Source organism: Bacteroides sp. Ga6A2, from assembly GCF_000702225.1.
Taxonomy (GTDB): Bacteria; Bacteroidota; Bacteroidia; order Bacteroidales; family Bacteroidaceae; genus Ga6A1.
On sequence record NZ_JNKX01000019.1, the window covers coordinates 1 to 16,292 of the forward strand.

The 16,292-nt window shown below is 46.1% G+C and carries 14 protein-coding genes; 13 read left to right on the forward strand and 1 reads right to left on the reverse strand.

Features of this window, described 5'->3' with window-relative positions; all coding sequences use genetic code 11:
* Positions 1-548: 548 nt before the first annotated feature.
* Positions 549-1,955: an undecaprenyl-phosphate glucose phosphotransferase gene (locus T538_RS0106510; protein ID WP_031532834.1), complete on the reverse strand. Its 1,407-nt coding sequence runs from the start codon at positions 1,953-1,955 to the stop codon at positions 549-551.
* Between the two features lie 179 nt (positions 1,956-2,134).
* Between T538_RS0106510 and T538_RS0106515 the strand changes: the two genes are divergently transcribed.
* From T538_RS0106515 to T538_RS0106580, 13 genes are all read left to right on the forward strand, one after another.
* Positions 2,135-2,764 carry a hypothetical protein gene (locus tag T538_RS0106515; protein ID WP_031532833.1) on the forward strand — a complete coding sequence of 210 codons (630 nt, stop codon included), beginning with the start codon at positions 2,135-2,137 and terminating at the stop codon, positions 2,762-2,764.
* 94 nt (positions 2,765-2,858) lie between these two features.
* Positions 2,859-3,152: a hypothetical protein gene (locus tag T538_RS0106520; protein ID WP_031532832.1), complete on the forward strand. Its 294-nt coding sequence runs from the start codon at positions 2,859-2,861 to the stop codon at positions 3,150-3,152.
* Between the two features lie 11 nt (positions 3,153-3,163).
* A complete protein-coding gene (locus T538_RS0106525) occupies positions 3,164-3,469 on the forward strand; it encodes a cell division protein ZapA (RefSeq protein ID WP_031532831.1) in 306 nt (101 codons plus the stop codon).
* 77 nt (positions 3,470-3,546) lie between these two features.
* Positions 3,547-5,079 carry a ribonuclease Y gene (rny, locus tag T538_RS0106530; protein WP_031532830.1) on the forward strand — a complete coding sequence of 511 codons (1,533 nt, stop codon included), beginning with the start codon at positions 3,547-3,549 and terminating at the stop codon, positions 5,077-5,079.
* Between the two features lie 77 nt (positions 5,080-5,156).
* A complete protein-coding gene (locus T538_RS0106535; protein ID WP_034538926.1) occupies positions 5,157-6,680 on the forward strand; it encodes a capsule assembly Wzi family protein in 1,524 nt (507 codons plus the stop codon).
* Positions 6,681-6,691: 11 nt separating this feature from the next.
* Positions 6,692-7,150, forward strand: coding sequence for a lipocalin-like domain-containing protein (locus T538_RS0106540; RefSeq protein ID WP_031532828.1), 459 nt, complete (start codon positions 6,692-6,694; stop codon positions 7,148-7,150).
* 116 nt (positions 7,151-7,266) lie between these two features.
* A complete protein-coding gene (locus tag T538_RS0106545; RefSeq protein ID WP_031532827.1) occupies positions 7,267-8,661 on the forward strand; it encodes an aminopeptidase P family protein in 1,395 nt (464 codons plus the stop codon).
* Positions 8,662-8,678: 17 nt separating this feature from the next.
* Complete coding sequence (locus tag T538_RS0106550; protein WP_031532826.1) at positions 8,679-9,881, forward strand: C1 family peptidase; 1,203 nt, start codon at positions 8,679-8,681, stop codon at positions 9,879-9,881.
* 110 nt (positions 9,882-9,991) lie between these two features.
* A complete protein-coding gene (gene recJ, locus T538_RS0106555; protein WP_031532825.1) occupies positions 9,992-11,743 on the forward strand; it encodes a single-stranded-DNA-specific exonuclease RecJ in 1,752 nt (583 codons plus the stop codon).
* Complete coding sequence (locus tag T538_RS0106560; protein WP_031532824.1) at positions 11,730-13,640, forward strand: RecQ family ATP-dependent DNA helicase; 1,911 nt, start codon at positions 11,730-11,732, stop codon at positions 13,638-13,640. Before recJ ends, T538_RS0106560 begins: the two co-directional genes overlap by 14 nt.
* A 15-nt stretch (positions 13,641-13,655) precedes the next feature.
* On the forward strand, positions 13,656-13,973 hold the full coding sequence (locus tag T538_RS0106565; protein WP_031532823.1) for a tetratricopeptide repeat protein: 318 nt from the start codon (positions 13,656-13,658) through the stop codon (positions 13,971-13,973).
* A 306-nt stretch (positions 13,974-14,279) separates the two neighbouring features.
* Positions 14,280-15,122: a prephenate dehydratase gene (locus T538_RS0106575; protein ID WP_031532822.1), complete on the forward strand. Its 843-nt coding sequence runs from the start codon at positions 14,280-14,282 to the stop codon at positions 15,120-15,122.
* Positions 15,097-16,284: a pyridoxal phosphate-dependent aminotransferase gene (locus tag T538_RS0106580; RefSeq protein WP_031532821.1), complete on the forward strand. Its 1,188-nt coding sequence runs from the start codon at positions 15,097-15,099 to the stop codon at positions 16,282-16,284. Before T538_RS0106575 ends, T538_RS0106580 begins: the two co-directional genes overlap by 26 nt.
* Positions 16,285-16,292 lie beyond the last annotated feature (8 nt).

A 16,292-nucleotide genomic window follows, 5' to 3' on the forward strand; every position in this document is an offset into this window, starting at 1 on the left:
GACGTACCTTGGACGTACCTTGGACGTACCTTGGACGTACCTTGGACGTACCTTGGACGTACCTTGGACGTACCTTGGACGTACCTTGGACGTACGAACAATTTCTGACGAAATTGTTCGTTACGACTCCTAAGCTGTCAATCGTGAATTGCCTAAGAATTTTAAACTTTCTCTAATTATGAAAGCAATTTTGAATTATGAATTATGAATTGTGAATTATTCTTTGTCAATTGTCAACTGTCCATTGTCAATTGTGAATTGTCGCTTGTTATTTATTACACTCCGAATTGTTAAAAAATGTTATAATACACAAAAATATAATCTTTTTTTAATTTAAAAATTGGAAATTATAAAATAAGAACTTATATTTGCAACGTTATCCAAAACTCAATCTTTTTACCTTAAAATTTACCTGATTTAAAAACATATGGGGAAGAGGGGGCTCGTGAGAGCCCTCTTTTTTTGCATCTTACCCAAACAAAAAAAATCTCCGCAGCAACAAGCACGCGGAGAGTCTGTATCTTTAATAAAACCTAAACCTTAGGATTTTAATATGCGTTTTCTTCTTTAGTAAAGAACATGTTGAAAGCCGTCATAAAGATGATTCTCAAATCGAGCAGGAAACTCCAGTTCTCTACATACCAGATGTCCTTTTCTATTCTCTCTTCCATCTGATAAAGCTCCTTTGTCTCTCCTCGGCAGCCCTTAACCTGAGCCCATCCTGTGATTCCCGGCTTAGCCAAGTGGCGAACCATATACTTGTCTATAAGCGCGCCGTACTCCTCGGTATGCTTAACCATGTGCGGACGCGGACCAACGATAGACATAGTTCCGTTAAGCACGTTGATAAACTGCGGAAGTTCGTCGATATTCGTGCGACGCATAAAGTTTCCGAACGGATACTTTCGAGGGTCGTTCTTCGTAGCCTGAACCTTGTCGGCATCGTTGTTCACTTTCATGCTTCTGAACTTATAGCAGAAGAACTCCTTTCCGTCGAGTCCGTTTCTCTTCTGCTTGAAGAAAATCGGTCCGGGAGAGGTAATCTTGATTATCGTACCTACTATAATATATACGAATGGGAATATCGTGAACAGAAACAGACAAGCCGCTACGATGTCGAACGAACGCTTTATAAAGCGGTTGAACGGATTGAGCAGAGGCTCCTCGCGCACATACAGTACCGGTATGTCGCCCATAAGTTCCAGTTTAAGTTCACGGCGGAAATAACTGTAAAGGTTTGGTACCTGATAGAATCGGATAATGTGATTGTCGCAGAAGTTTATCAACTTGCGCGCATTATCAACATCCGACGATGTGCTGGCATAGAACAGCATATCGATGTTTGTATGATTCTCAGTCAGGTAATCGTACAAAACCGACATATCACCAAGATAAGGGAGCGACCCGAGATTGTCGTTCTTGCCGTTGTCGATATATCCAAGCACCTTGTATCCTGTTGATGGGTCGTTAAGAATCTCTCTGTACAAATCGACCATATTCTGACTTGCGCCCACAAAGATGATTGTGCGCGAATTTCGTCCGAGCGTACGTATTTTCTTAACCAGCACACGGCACGACAGACGCCAAACCACCAGCAGCAGCCATATTATCGACGAAGTAACGAGGACGAACTTCAGCGACAGCATGTTTACATCGACAAAAGACAGCATGGCGATGAGCAGCATCATGTAAACAATGATGAAATAGATAAGGTTTACCACGATTTTTTCGGGCTTAACCTTACGCATCTGCAATAGCGGCGGAAAAATAAAGTCGGAGAAAATAAAAGCCAGCAGGGAGAGCAACATGTACATTTTATAGTGCAGATATGCCGTAAACGGAATCAAGCCTGTCATAAAATAATACACAACCATTGTGAATCCGAGCATAAGCAGCGCATCAACACAAATCACCAATCCCTTTATCAAGTAAGAAGTCTGTAACGTTTGTTTCATAGATTTGCCTATATTAGCCTTACCAATTGCAAAGGTATTAAAAAAAGAAATATCAGCACCTCATTTAACAATTTATTTTTATCATTTAAAAACATACGAAAAAAAATCGTTTTTTCGGAATAAATGAATTACTTTTGCATTTCTAAAAGTAAGTTTAGATACAAGAGCAGTAAAATAACATGGGATTTTTTTCAAAAATATTCAACAAAAGCAATACCAATAGCCAAGAAGGCAACGTGGGCGGCATGGAAGACTTCATGACGCTTATTAGAGTGTACTACCAAAGCGCAATGGCTGCTAATCTGGGCATTACAAACCTGAAATTCGTGCCCGACATGGCAACCTTCAAGCGTACCTTGCAGATTCAGACAGTAAACAACAAGCTGGGAATTGCCGAGAAGAAGGCATGCCAGAAGATGATGTCGCAGATGTACGGCATCAACGACGACTTCTTCAAGGAAATTGACAACAGCATAAAGAAGAACTGCAAGAACATGAACGACATTCAGAAGTATTTCTACATTTTCCAAGGCTTCAACCAAGACCTCATGATGCTGATGGGCAACCTGATGCAATGGAAGTTCAGAATGCCAGGAATGTTCAAAAAACTTCTGCGCAACATGACAGCTAAGACTATACACGACATCCTGAACAAAAACGACTGGTCTGACCTCGAGGTTATGCGCACATGCGCAAGCATCAGAAAAAGCAGAGCCACACTGGGTTACAGCGAGGAGTGGATGACGGAATTCGTGTACAATGTTGTTACTCTCGCTAAAAAAGAACCAAGAAAGACAAGTGAGGATTAACACATAAAAGTTTTAGATAGAAAAGAATTTTTCGGTAAATTATTTGCATTTGTCAAACTGATGTGTTAATTTTGCGTACAATTAAGGTATCGGCATGACTGAAGATGACAGAAAGTTCGTTGCGGATTTCGAAAGCCGTGTCAGACAACTGATGATGGAATATCAGGCACTGAAGGCTGAGAACGACCGTTTAAACGACACCCTTAAATCTAAAGATCAGACAATACAGCAACTCAAAGAAAAAAATGAGCAACTGGCGTCTGATTACGAAAGCCTTAAGATGGCTAAGATGATTCAAATAAGCGATTCTGAGATGGAAGACGCTCAGAAAAGAATCACTAAGCTCGTGCGCGAAATCGACAGATGCATTTCACTAATAGATGTTTAGCCGTTTTCGAGATGAATGAAGATAAAATAAATATAGATCTTAAGATTGACAACATAAGGTTCCCAATGCTGATAAACGAGTCGCAGAAAGAACTCTATCTGAACGCTGTCAACCTAATTAACAATAAACTGGAACTGTACAGAGCCAGATTCAAGAACCATTCGACAAACGAACTGTATTGCATGGTACTGCTGAATTTCGCAATAAATGTACTCAACGCACAGAACCAGGAAAACGTGCAGCCAGTTTTGGGCAGACTACAAGAACTGAACAAAGACCTTGATAATCTGCTAAACAAGAAGACTATAATACAATAGGAAATTCGCGCACTACTAATTTGTTGCAAAACATTAGCAGTGCGCTATTATTTATATATAACACATTACAGATTATAATGAACGGTTTATTAATTGGAATCATAGCACTCGTTGTGGGTGTGGTAATTGGATTCGGCATATTCCGCTACATCATCACATCAAAATACAAGCAGATGATGAAAAAGGCAGAGGCCGACGCCGAAGTGATAAAAAAGAACAAACTGCTTGAAGTGAAGGAGAAATTCCTGAACAAAAAGGCTGACTTGGAAAAAGAAGTTGCACAACGCAACCAGAAAATCCAGCAGATAGAAAACAAACTGAAGCAGAAGGAAATCAGCCTAAACCAGCGTCAGGAAGAACTGGCACGCAAGAAGAACGAAAACGAGCAGTTTAAGGAAAACCTTGAAAACCAGCAGGCAGTACTCGACCGCAAGAAAGACGAACTGGATAAACTCCAGAAGCAGGAGATTGAAAAACTCGAACTTCTTAGCGGTCTGAGCGCAGAGGAGGCTAAAGAGCATCTTATCGAATCGCTCAAAGAGGAGGCTAAGACACAGGCAAGCAGCTACATCAACGACATAATGGACGATGCTAAGATGACTGCTAACCGCGAGGCTAAGCGAATTGTCATCCAGAGCATTCAGCGCGTTGCAACCGAAACAGCCATCGAGAACAGCGTTACTGTCTTCCATATCGACTCAGACGAGGTTAAGGGTCGAATCATCGGTCGCGAAGGCCGTAACATCAGAGCACTCGAGGCCGCAACAGGCGTAGAAATCGTTGTAGACGATACTCCAGAGGCTATCGTTCTTTCAGCCTTCGACCCCGTAAGACGCGAGATTGCACGTCTTGCACTTCATCAGTTGGTAACCGACGGCCGTATTCACCCAGCACGCATCGAAGAGGTAGTTGCAAAGGTTAAGAAGCAGGTCGAGGAGGAAATCATCGAGACTGGTAAGCGTACAACTATCGACCTTGGTATTCACGGATTGCATCCTGAACTTATCCGCATAATCGGTAAGATGAAATATCGTTCAAGCTACGGTCAGAACCTTTTGCAGCACGCTCGCGAAACAGCGAACCTCTGTGCCGTAATGGCATCTGAACTTGGTCTGAACCCTAAGAAGGCTAAGCGCGCAGGATTGCTTCACGATATCGGAAAGGTGCCAGATGAGGAACCAGAATTGCCACACGCACTATACGGAGCTAAGCTTGCCGAGAAGTTCAAGGAGAAGCCAGATATCTGCAACGCAATCGGAGCACACCACGATGAGATGGAGATGACTTCACTCCTCGCTCCTATCGTTCAGGTTTGCGATGCCATCAGTGGTGCTCGTCCGGGCGCACGCCGCGAAATCGTAGAGGCTTACATCAAGCGTCTGAACGACCTTGAGCAACTTGCGATGAGTTATCCGGGCGTTACAAAGACTTACGCTATTCAGGCTGGCCGCGAACTGAGAGTAATTGTCGGTGCCGACAAGATTGACGATGTTCAGACCGAGAAACTCAGCGGCGAGATTGCAACTAAGATTCAGAACGAGATGACTTATCCGGGACAGGTTAAGATTACTGTAATCAGAGAGACTCGTTCGGTAAGTTACGCAAAATAACAAATGCAAATATTAAACAAAGGGCGACTTCTATCTTCGGGTCGCCCTTTTTCTTTATAAAAACATTCAGAAAACAGATGGATTTAAGACTATCAACATCAATCGTTTGCTTGTTTGCCTTGCTCGGAGGTGCAAAGGCACAAGACTGGACCATACTTTCGGATAGCGCAAAATATAACGTGGAACTTTCAGGAGCAACATGTTCGGGCGATGCCGCACCATCGTGGTTTGTAAACAACAGATACGGATTATCAACCACCAAACTGAACAACGGATACATCAGGGCAAGCCTTATGCGTCCGACAGAATCGGTAGACAACGGTTCGGACTGGAAGATAGGCTACGGACTCGACATCGCTGTCGCCGCAAACCATTCTTCTACTATGATCCTTCAGCAGGCCTTCGCAGATGCTCAGTACAAAAAGATAAGACTCGGACTTGGCATCAAGGAACGTAAATCTGAATTCAAGGACAAGGAACTGAGCAGCGGCTCGCTATGTCTCGGAACAAATGCAAGACCAGTTCCGCAAGTGCGATTTGAGATTCCTGAATATTTAAATATTCCCGGAACGAAGGAAATGGTTGCCATAAAAGGTCACGTTGCCTACGGAATGTTCAACGACAATGAATGGCAGAAAGACAATGTAGCCAAAGACGAGGACGGCATTCCGTACGGAAGATACACAAAGAGCGTGCTGTATCACAGCAAAGCAGGCTATCTGCGCATCGGAAACGAGTCTGCCCCACTCACCTTTGAGGGCGGACTTGAAATGGCTTGTCAGTTTGGCGGAACGGCTTACAACGTGGTTGGACGCTCGGAAGACAACACAACGACAAGCTACAAGACTATAAAGTACGGCGAGAAACTGAAGGATTACTGGAATGCCTTCATTCCCGGCGGAAGCGACCAGACCGACGGAACGTATGCCAACGCTGCCGGAAACCAACTGGGAGCATGGCTCTTGTCGCTTAAATACAACGGCAACGGATGGGGCGTCAAAGCTTATTACGACCATTATTTCGAGGATCACTCGCAGATGTTCGTACAATATGGATGGAAGGACGGTCTGTACGGATTTCAGGCAACTCTGCCTGAGAACAGATTCGTTTCGAACATCGTTTACGAGTTCCTTAACATGACTCATCAGAGCGGTCCTATCTATCACGACCATACCGCCAACATTCCCGACCAGATTAGCGGTCAGGACAACTACTACAACCACGGCAACTACATAGGCTGGCAGCACAACGGAATGTGCATAGGCAACGGACTGATTACATCGCCTGCGTACAAAACCGACGGAAATCTGTATTTCTTGAGCAACCGAATAAAGGCTCACCACATCGGAATAAATGGCAATCCGTTCGGCTGGCTTCACTACCGTATTCTGTTCAGCCACACAATGAACCTCGGAACATACTCAATTCCTTACGACAATCCGACATACAACAACTCGTTCTTGGCAGAACTGAACATAAAGCCTGAAAATCTTGAGGGCTGGAGCGGCACAATCTCGTTTGCATCAGACCACGGGAAAGAACTTGGCAACAACACGGGCGTTATGCTTACAATAAGAAAAAGCGGTTTAATAAAAAAGTAAAATTCTGAACAATGAAAAGATTGAAGAACGTAGCAACTCTGCTAATCACTATACTTCTGTCGCTGACTTCGTGCGACAAGGTTGACAAGAACGGCGACCTCGACGGAATGTGGCAATGCCAGAATTACAGCGACATAACAGAAAACGGGAAGCCATATCTAAGCGTTCAGCTCGACTTGCTGAACATCAGATATGCCAACTATAACATCTATGCCCGTTTTGAGCACAACGGCAACACTCTGCGGATATACAACGCCTACTCGGCCCTCAACGACATAGACACGCCATTTTCTGAGGCGAAGGAATTCGGAGACGAAAATCAGACACATGCTCTTAAATGCAGTTGGTTCTTAAACTCACTTCTCGGCGCAAACGAGTTGGGCGAGGCAACGCTCAACATCAAAAGTCTGACATCAAAACAGATGGTTCTCGAAGTGGGAGAAAAAGAACTAAAATTCAGAAAATATTAGGATTTGCGATACATTCGGTAATAAAAATTCATATTTTATTCAGCAAAATGTTGGTATATTGCAAATTTTGTCTATTTTTGCGCATGTATAACAAGGGTTGAGTTAAATACGTAAACATGTTCAATAAAGATATCTACATTAAACGCCGCGAGACTCTAAAAAAAGAAGTCGGAAGCGGCATAATTCTTATCTTAGGAAATCTTGAAGCATCGAGAAACTATCCCGACAATACATTCAAATACCGTCAGGACAGCTCATTCCTCTACTACTTCGGACAGCAGAGAGACGGACTTGTTGGCGTTATAGACATAGACAACGACAAGGAATATCTCTTCGGAAACGATATCGACATCGACGACCTCATCTGGTACGGTCCGGTTGATAACGTTGCGGCTCTTGCCATGCAGGTTGGAATTGCAAGAAGCGGTTCGATAAAGCAGATGGCAAGCCTCATCGACTCGGCACAGAAGAGCGGTCGAGCAATCCATTACCTTCCGGTTTACAGAGCCGAGCAGGCATTGCAGATTGCCGAGTGGCTTGGAATAAGCGTGGCAGATGCAAAGGCTCAACATTCGGTTGAATTGATAAAAGCGGTAGTTAAGATGCGCTCGATAAAGCAACCCGAAGAAATTGCCGAACTCGAAAAAGCTGCACACATCGGCTATCTGATGCACACAACAGCCATCGCAAGTTGCAAGCCGGGAGTCGAGGAACAGCACATTGCCGGTCTACTCGAAGGCATTGCCGTGGCTAACGGATGCGACGTGAGCTTCGAGACAATTCTTACTCAGCACGGCGAGATAATGCACAACCACAGCCATCTAAACACACTCGAAAGCGGAAGGCTGATGCTTGTCGATGCCGGCGGCGAGACTCATTCTAACTATTGCTCGGACAACACCCGAACCTGCCCTGTTGGCGGAAAATTTTCAACAAGGCAGAAAGAAATATACGACATTGTGGTGAAATGCCACGACCATGCCTTGGCTATCGCAAAGCCGGGAATCAAATGGCTCGACGTTCATCTTGAAGTCTGCAAGATTCTTGCCGGCGGTCTGAAAGACCTCGGTCTGATGAAAGGCAATATCGACGATGCCGTGGCTGCCGGAGCACACGCACTCTTCATGCCTCACGGACTGGGACACATGATGGGTATGGACGTTCACGACATGGAAGGATTAGGACAGAAATACGTAGGATTTGACGATGAGGTTCAGCCAAGCACTCAGTTTGGAACAAACTGTCTGCGCCTTGGCCGCCGTCTTCAGAAAGGCTTTGTCGTAACCGACGAGCCGGGCTGCTACTTCATTCCTGCGCTCATCGACCAGTTCAGAGCAAAAGGTCTGCACACCGATTTCATCAACTACGACAAGGTTGAACAGTACAAGGACTTCGGAGGAATTCGTCTCGAAGACGACATAATAATAACCGACAGCGGATGCCAGATTATTGGCAACGAGCGTATTCCGCTCACATCAGAAGAGGTAGAATCATTCATGATCAATAATTAATAACGTAATTAAATTATATGAACAAATTACTCACAGGCGCAACTCTTGCAATGTTGATTGCAGGAACAAGCGCACACGCACAAGACGAAGCAAAAAAAGACACTACTGGTTTCAAATTCACAACGGTTAAGGAAATTCCAATTACATCTATCAAGAACCAGAATCAGAGCGGTACTTGCTGGTGCTACTCAACCCTTAGTTTCTTCGAATCAGAGCTTTTGAAGGCAGGCAAGGGCGAATGGGACTTGAGCGAGGCATTCGTTGTTCACAAGACAATGGAAGACCGCGCCGAGAAGGCAGTCCGCACTCACGGCGACGTATCATTTGCACAGGGCGGTAGCGCATACGACGTGGCTTACTGCTGGAAGCACTACGGAATCATCCCTCAGGAGGCAATGCCGGGCATGGGAACACTTCAGGGCGACTCACTTCCAAACAACGGCGAGGTTACAAACATCGCATCAGCAGTTGTTCAGGCTATCGCAAAGGGCAAGCAGAAGAAGCTTACTCCGCTATGGAAGAAGGCTTTCCGCAGCATCTACGACACATATATGGGCGAATGTCCTGAAGAGTTCACTTACAAAGGCAAGAAGTACACTCCACAGAGCTTCGCTAAGAGCCTCGGTCTGAACATGGACGACTATGTGTCAATAACTTCATACACTCATCACCCATTCTACGAGAAGTTTGTTGTTGAGGTTGAGGACAACTGGCGTTGGGACGCATCATACAACGTTCCGATGGACGACATGATGGCAATCATCGACAATGCCCTGAAGCTTGGCTACACAATCGCATGGGGAACTGACGTAAGCGAAGACGGATTTACAAGAGACGGTATCGGCGTTTGCCCAGACGTTAAGCGCGGCGCAGACCTTACAGGCACAGACGCAGCACGCTGGACAGGCATGGACAAGCAGGCAAAGCGCAAGGAACTTACCTCTCGTCCACTCCCAGAAATCGAGGTTACTCAGGAAATGCGTCAGGAAGCATACGACAACTGGGAGACAACCGACGACCACGGTATGCAGATTTACGGTATCGCAAAAGACCAGAACGGCAAGGAATACTACATGGTTAAGAACTCATGGGGAAAGCACGGAAAGTACAACGGAATCTGGTATGTATCAAAGACTTTCGTCAAGTACAAGACAATGGATTTCCTTGTAAACAAGAATGCAATTCCTAAGGATATCGCTAAAAAACTTGGTCTGAAGTAAGATATTTCACACTTTTTCAGAAGCCACCTCTTTGCAATTTTATTGCAGAAAGGTGGCTTTGTTTTATTTTTTTTCTTATCTTTGGGGCAAAGTAAAAAAACAAAACTTAAATGATATACAAATGGGAATATCAGACTCCAACACATAATGACATAGAAGAGGCAAACGAACTCGCTAAGGACATAAACATCAGTCCGGTATTAGCACAGCTACTCGTAAACCGCGGAATCAACTCGGCAACCGAAGCAAAGAAGTTCTTTCACCCGCAACTCAACGAACTTCACGACCCGTTCCTGATGAACGACATGGACGTGGCAGTTGACAGGCTGAACGAAGCCATGGGACGCAAGGAACGCATAATGATTTACGGCGACTACGATGTGGACGGCGTTACGGCAGTAGCTCTTGTTTACCGTTTCCTGCAACAGTTCTACTCTAACATAGACTATTACATTCCCGACAGATACGAAGAGGGATACGGATTGTCGAAAAAGGGAGTTGACTACGCAGCCGAAACAGATGTGAAGCTGATTATCATTCTTGATTGCGGCATAAAGGCAATCGAGGAAATTACATATGCCAAGGAAAAAGGCATCGATTTCATCATCTGCGACCACCACGTCCCGGATGACGAACTGCCTCCGGCGGTGGCAATCCTGAACGCCAAGCGTAAGGACAATACGTACCCATACGAGCATCTGTCGGGATGCGGTGTGGGCTTCAAGCTTATGCAGGCATTCTCGATTAGCAACGGAATAGAGTTCTCGCAACTCATACCGCTCCTCGACCTATGTGCAGTAAGCATTGCCTCGGATATCGTTCCTATTATGGGAGAAAACAGAATACTTGCCTATCACGGTCTGCGCCAGATAAACGCAAATCCGAGCATCGGTATGCAAGCCATTCTGAATGTGTGCGGATTGTCTGAAAAAGACGTCACGATTAGCGACATAATCTTCAAGGTCGGACCAAGAATAAACGCCTCGGGACGAATACAGAACGGCAAGGAAGCCGTAGACCTTCTGGTTGAGAAAGACTATGCCGCGGCTCTCGATAAGGCTAATCACATAAACGAATATAACGAGCAGCGAAAGGACCTTGACAAAGCGATGACCGAACAGGCTAACGAAATTGTCAAGAATACCGATTACCTGAAGGAAAAACGCTCAATCGTAATCTACAACGAAGACTGGCACAAGGGCATCATCGGAATAGTGGCTTCAAGGCTTACCGAAATATACTTCCGCCCGGCAGTAGTACTGACATACGAGGGCGACATGGCGATAGGCTCGGCTCGCTCGGTTTCGGGATTCGACGTTTACAGCGCGATTGAAAGTTGCCGCGACCTTCTTGAAAACTTCGGCGGACACACATACGCCGCCGGCTTGTCGATGAAGGCTGAGAACATAAAGGAATTCTCGTCGCGGTTCGAGGCATACGTTACGGAGCACATTACCGACGAACAGACAAAGCCGACGCTGAAGATTGACGCGACAATAAACTTCAAGGACATAACGAACAAGTTCCACAACGATTTGAAGCGTTTTCAGCCATACGGCCCAGACAACACAAAACCGGTATTCTGCACCCAGCAGGTTTACGACTACGGAACGAGCAAGGTTGTGGGCAGGGAACAGGAACACATAAAACTCGAACTCGTAGACAACAAATCGAACAACGTGATGAACGGAATAGCCTTCGGACAAAGTTCGCAAGCCAGATACATTAAGACTAAGCAGTCGTTCGACATCTGCTACACCATAGAAGAAAATTCTCACAAGCGCGGCGAAATACAGCTTCAGATTGAAGACATCCGCCCGGCATCAGCCAGAGAACAATCAGACATAAATGGACAGGTTTAGGGATATCCTCAGAAAATACTGGGGATACGACGATTTCAGGGGTATTCAGCGAAGCATAATCGACAGCATTGCCTCTGGCAAAGATACTCTCGGACTTATGCCAACCGGCGGCGGAAAGAGTATCACGTTTCAAGTGCCTGCCCTTGCGCAAGACGGCGTGTGCCTCGTAATAACTCCGCTCATCGCACTGATGAAAGACCAAGTGGAGAATCTGAAGAAGCGCGGAATTCAAGCCACAGCCATATACTCTGGTATGACGCAGAGGGAGATTGTAATTGCACTGGAGAACTGCATTCTGGGAAGTTTCAAGTTTCTGTACATCTCACCCGAACGCCTTTCTACGCAGATTTTCCTCTCGAAGATAAAGCGAATAAAAGTCAGCTTCATCGCGGTAGACGAGTCACATTGCATCTCGCAGTGGGGCTATGATTTCAGACCGTCGTACCTGAAGATTGCCGAAATAAGGGACATCATTCCCGACGCGCCGGTTCTTGCCCTTACAGCAACCGCCACTCCACAGGTTGTCGAGGACATTCAGAACAGGCTGAAATTCAGGGAGCACAACGTATTCAAGATGAGTTTCGAGCGAGACAATCTGGCCTACATCGTGCGCAAGACCGAGGACAAGGAAAGCGAACTAATCCACATATTGAACAGCGTTGCCGGAAGCGCGATAGTCTACACCCGAAATCGCAAAGGCACGGGCGAGACAGCAAAACTTCTGAACGATAACGGCATAACAGCCGAAAACTATCACGCCGGACTGATGAACAGCGAGAAGGACGCCCGTCAGCACAAATGGCAGAACAACGAATCGAGGGTGATGGTTGCCACAAATGCCTTCGGAATGGGAATTGACAAGCCCGATGTGCGCATCGTGATACATCTCGACCTTCCCGACTCGCCCGAGGCTTACTTTCAGGAGGCAGGACGCGCCGGACGAGACGGCAAGAAAGCCTACGCCGTTCTGCTTTACGGCAAAACTGACAAGGCAAAACTGAAGAAAAGAATACCCGACACGTTTCCCGACAAAGAATACATATATAAGGTGTACGACAAGATTGCGTATTTCTTTCAGGTCGGGATTGATTCGGGAATGGGCACGACGTTCAACTTCGACTTCGGAAAATTCTGCGCAATAAACAACCTCTTCCCCGTGCCGTGCCACAACGCGCTAAAAATACTTACTCGCGCCGGATACATTGAATATGTAGAGGAACAGGAATATGCGTCGAGAGTGATGTTCATAATCAGGCGCGACGAACTGTACCGCATAAAAGAACAAGACGAAAGAACATCGGCCGTGACGCAAAGTCTGCTTAGATGCTACGGCGGACTGTTTGCCGACTATGTTAACATCGACGAGAGCCTCATCGCCCACTCCATCGGCTACACCTCCGACGATGTGTATCACATCCTCGCCGCGCTCAGTCGTCAGGGTATAATTCATTACATTCCGCGCAAGCGCACGCCGCTGCTTTCGTACACCGCCAACCGCACAGAAACGGAAAGAATGAAAATTCCGCAAAGCGTTTACGAAAAACGGAAAGAGGCTTACGAAGAGCGCATAAACGCGATGGTTGATTACTGCGAGAGCGAGACAAGTTGCCGAAGCCGTATGCTCCTACTCTACTTTGGAGAGAAGAACGAGCACGAATGTGGAAAATGCGATGTCTGCCTAAAGAAACGCTCGCAGAGTCTGAAGGAAGACGACTACGAAAGATTCAGACAGTTTGCCGTGAACCTCGTGAGCGACGGAAAGATGCACAGCATGACCGAACTCACGGCCTTCAAAGCCCCGACCGACAAGATGCGGCAGATGCTAAACCATCTGCTTGCCGCCGAAGAAGTAAAAATGAAAGATGGAATGTTGGTATCAACCAACTACAAACAATAAAAAACATTTTTAATTATGGATACAAATCTACTAAAGATAAGCGAACTGACACAAATTATTGCAAAGAACGAGAACGACATCGCCGCCCGACTGGAGCGCGCCGAGATTCTTCTGGGCATGAACATGATTGAAGATGCCAAGCAAGACATCGACTTTGCGATATCCGCATCGCCTGAAAACGGACGCGCCTACAAACTTCGCGGAGCAATAAAGATGAATGCCGGCGACAAGGCTGGAGCAGCCGAAGACCTAAGAAAAGCGATGGAACTCGACCCCGAAATAGTGAAGGAGATTGAGGGAACATTCAAGCAGAAACTGCCAAGTTGCCACTAATGCGGGATAAATAGCCTGCTTTGGTGCAGATTTTGGTGCAGATTACCTTACAAATTGTATGTAAATACATCTCAAAACATAAAAATTCATATATTTTATATGGTTTTTATGAATAAAAAGATTACTTTTGCATCACTTTTAACAACAAACTTAAACAGATGAACAATTTGGCATACACATTTTTTTACTTTTTCTTTTACCTTTACTTTGGCGACGGAGTGAAGCGGGAAGTTGTGTATGTTACAACGAAATAAGATTTTACAGAATCCCGCTTGACAAACAAGCGGGATTTTTTATTTTAGAGATATGAAGAAAGTTGCAATACAAGGAATAGTCGGTTCGTTCCACGACATCACGGCACATCAGTACTTCAAAGGCGAAGACATTGAACTGATATGCTGCGACACCTTCGAGGAAGTATTCGAGAACATGAAGGCAGACAGCAATGTCGTAGGAATCGTAGCCATCGAAAACACCATTGCAGGCAGTCTGCTGCACAACTACGAGTTGCTTCGCGAGAGTGGCACAACGGTTGTTGGCGAGCATAAGCTGCACATCGAGCACAGCCTTCTCTGCCTTCCCGAAGACGACTGGGACGACATCACGGAAGTGAACTCTCACCCCGTTGCACTTATGCAATGCCGCGGATTTCTGAGCAAGCATCCCGACTTTAAGGTTGTTGAAGGCAGCGATACCGCTGGAAGTGCCGAGAAGATAAGCCGCAAGCACATGCAGGGCCACGCCGCCATCTGCTCAAAGTACGCTGCCCCACTCTACGGAATGAAGGTTTTGGAAGAGGGCATCGAAGACAACAAACACAACTTTACGCGCTTTCTGGTATGCGTAGACCCTTGGAAGGCCGACGAGTATCGCAACGCTCACCGCACAAACAAGAGTATGATTGTATTCTCGCTTCCTCACACAGAAGGCAGTCTGTCGCAGGTTCTGTCAATTTTTTCATTCTACAATATTAACTTAACAAAAATCCAGTCATTACCGATTATTGGTCGAGAGTGGGAATATCTGTTCTATGTAGATGTTGCGTATTCAGACTATGTGCGCTATCATCAGGCAATAGACGCTATCACCCCACTAACCAAAGCACTTAAAATTCTTGGCGAATATGAAGAATTCAAATCTAAGCTATAATATCAAGCCAGCCGACCGCATCAGTCAGGTTAGCGAGTACTATTTCAGCCGAAAGGGCAAAGAGGTGGCACGAATGAATGCCGAAGGAAAGGACATCATCAGCCTTGCCATTGGAAGTCCCGACATGCCGCCGTCAAAACAGACTATCGACACGCTTTGCGAGTATGCGCAGCGTCCAGATGTTCACGGCTATCAGCCAACCGTCGGAATTCCAGAACTCCGCGAGGCAATGGCACGATTCTACAAAAGATGGTACAACGTGGACCTCGACCCAAAGACCGAGATTCAGCCGCTTATCGGAAGCAAGGAGGGAATTCTTCACGTTACTCTGGCATTCGTAAACGTGGGCGACCAAGTACTCGTGCCAAATCCGGGCTATCCTACTTACACATCGCTCAACCGCATTTTGGGAAGCGACATCGTAAACTACAATCTAAGCCCCGAGAACGACTGGCAACCCGACTTCGACGAACTGGAGCAAATGGATTTGAGCAAGGTGAAGATTATGTGGACCAACTATCCAAACATGCCGACAGGCGCGCAGGCTCAGTATGCCACCTACGAGAAACTGGTTGACTTTGCAAAACGCCACAACATACTCATCGTAAACGACAACCCTTATAGCTTTATCTGCAACGAGCAGAGACCGATAAGCCTCTTGCAGGTTCCGGGAGCGAAAGACTGCTGCATAGAGTTCAACTCGATGAGCAAGAGCCACAACATGCCGGGCTGGCGCGTTGGAATGTTGGCAACAAACGCCCAGTTTGTAGAGTGGATTCTGAAGGTTAAGAGCAACATCGACTCAGGTACGTTCCGTCCACTTCAACTTGCGGCAGCAAAGGCTTACGACAATACCGACGAGTGGCATCACGAGAGCAACTTCGTTAACTACCGCCGTCGCCGCAATCTTGCCGAGCAGATTATGGACGCACTTGGCTGCAAGTACGACAAGAATCAGGTGGGAATGTTCCTCTGGGGACGAATTCCCGACAGTTACGGCGATGTTGAGGAGCTGACAGAGAAAGTGCTTCACGAGGCAAGAGTGTTCATCACTCCGGGATTCATCTTCGGCACAAACGGAAAGCGATACATCCGCATATCGCTCTGTGCAAAGGACGAGAAGATTGCCGAGGCATTAGAGAGAATAAAGAAAGTATTTTGACAATATAA

Bases quoted from the DNA above. Each gene is read 5' to 3' on its own strand.
- T538_RS0106540 (WP_031532828.1), top strand. From the start codon at position 6,692: ATGAAAAGATTGAAGAACGTAGCAACTCTGCTAATCACTATACTTCTG.
- recJ (WP_031532825.1), top strand. From the start codon at position 9,992: ATGATATACAAATGGGAATATCAGACTCCAACACATAATGACATAGAA.
- T538_RS0106550 (WP_031532826.1), top strand. From the start codon at position 8,679: ATGAACAAATTACTCACAGGCGCAACTCTTGCAATGTTGATTGCAGGA.
- T538_RS0106575 (WP_031532822.1), top strand. From the start codon at position 14,280: ATGAAGAAAGTTGCAATACAAGGAATAGTCGGTTCGTTCCACGACATC.
- T538_RS0106560 (WP_031532824.1), top strand. From the start codon at position 11,730: ATGGACAGGTTTAGGGATATCCTCAGAAAATACTGGGGATACGACGAT.
- T538_RS0106525 (WP_031532831.1), top strand. From the start codon at position 3,164: ATGAATGAAGATAAAATAAATATAGATCTTAAGATTGACAACATAAGG.
- T538_RS0106520 (WP_031532832.1), top strand. From the start codon at position 2,859: ATGACTGAAGATGACAGAAAGTTCGTTGCGGATTTCGAAAGCCGTGTC.
- T538_RS0106580 (WP_031532821.1), top strand. From the start codon at position 15,097: ATGAAGAATTCAAATCTAAGCTATAATATCAAGCCAGCCGACCGCATC.
- T538_RS0106545 (WP_031532827.1), top strand. From the start codon at position 7,267: ATGTTCAATAAAGATATCTACATTAAACGCCGCGAGACTCTAAAAAAA.
- T538_RS0106535 (WP_034538926.1), top strand. From the start codon at position 5,157: ATGGATTTAAGACTATCAACATCAATCGTTTGCTTGTTTGCCTTGCTC.
- T538_RS0106515 (WP_031532833.1), top strand. From the start codon at position 2,135: ATGGGATTTTTTTCAAAAATATTCAACAAAAGCAATACCAATAGCCAA.
- T538_RS0106565 (WP_031532823.1), top strand. From the start codon at position 13,656: ATGGATACAAATCTACTAAAGATAAGCGAACTGACACAAATTATTGCA.
- rny (WP_031532830.1), top strand. From the start codon at position 3,547: ATGAACGGTTTATTAATTGGAATCATAGCACTCGTTGTGGGTGTGGTA.
- T538_RS0106510 (WP_031532834.1), bottom strand. From the start codon at position 1,955: ATGAAACAAACGTTACAGACTTCTTACTTGATAAAGGGATTGGTGATT.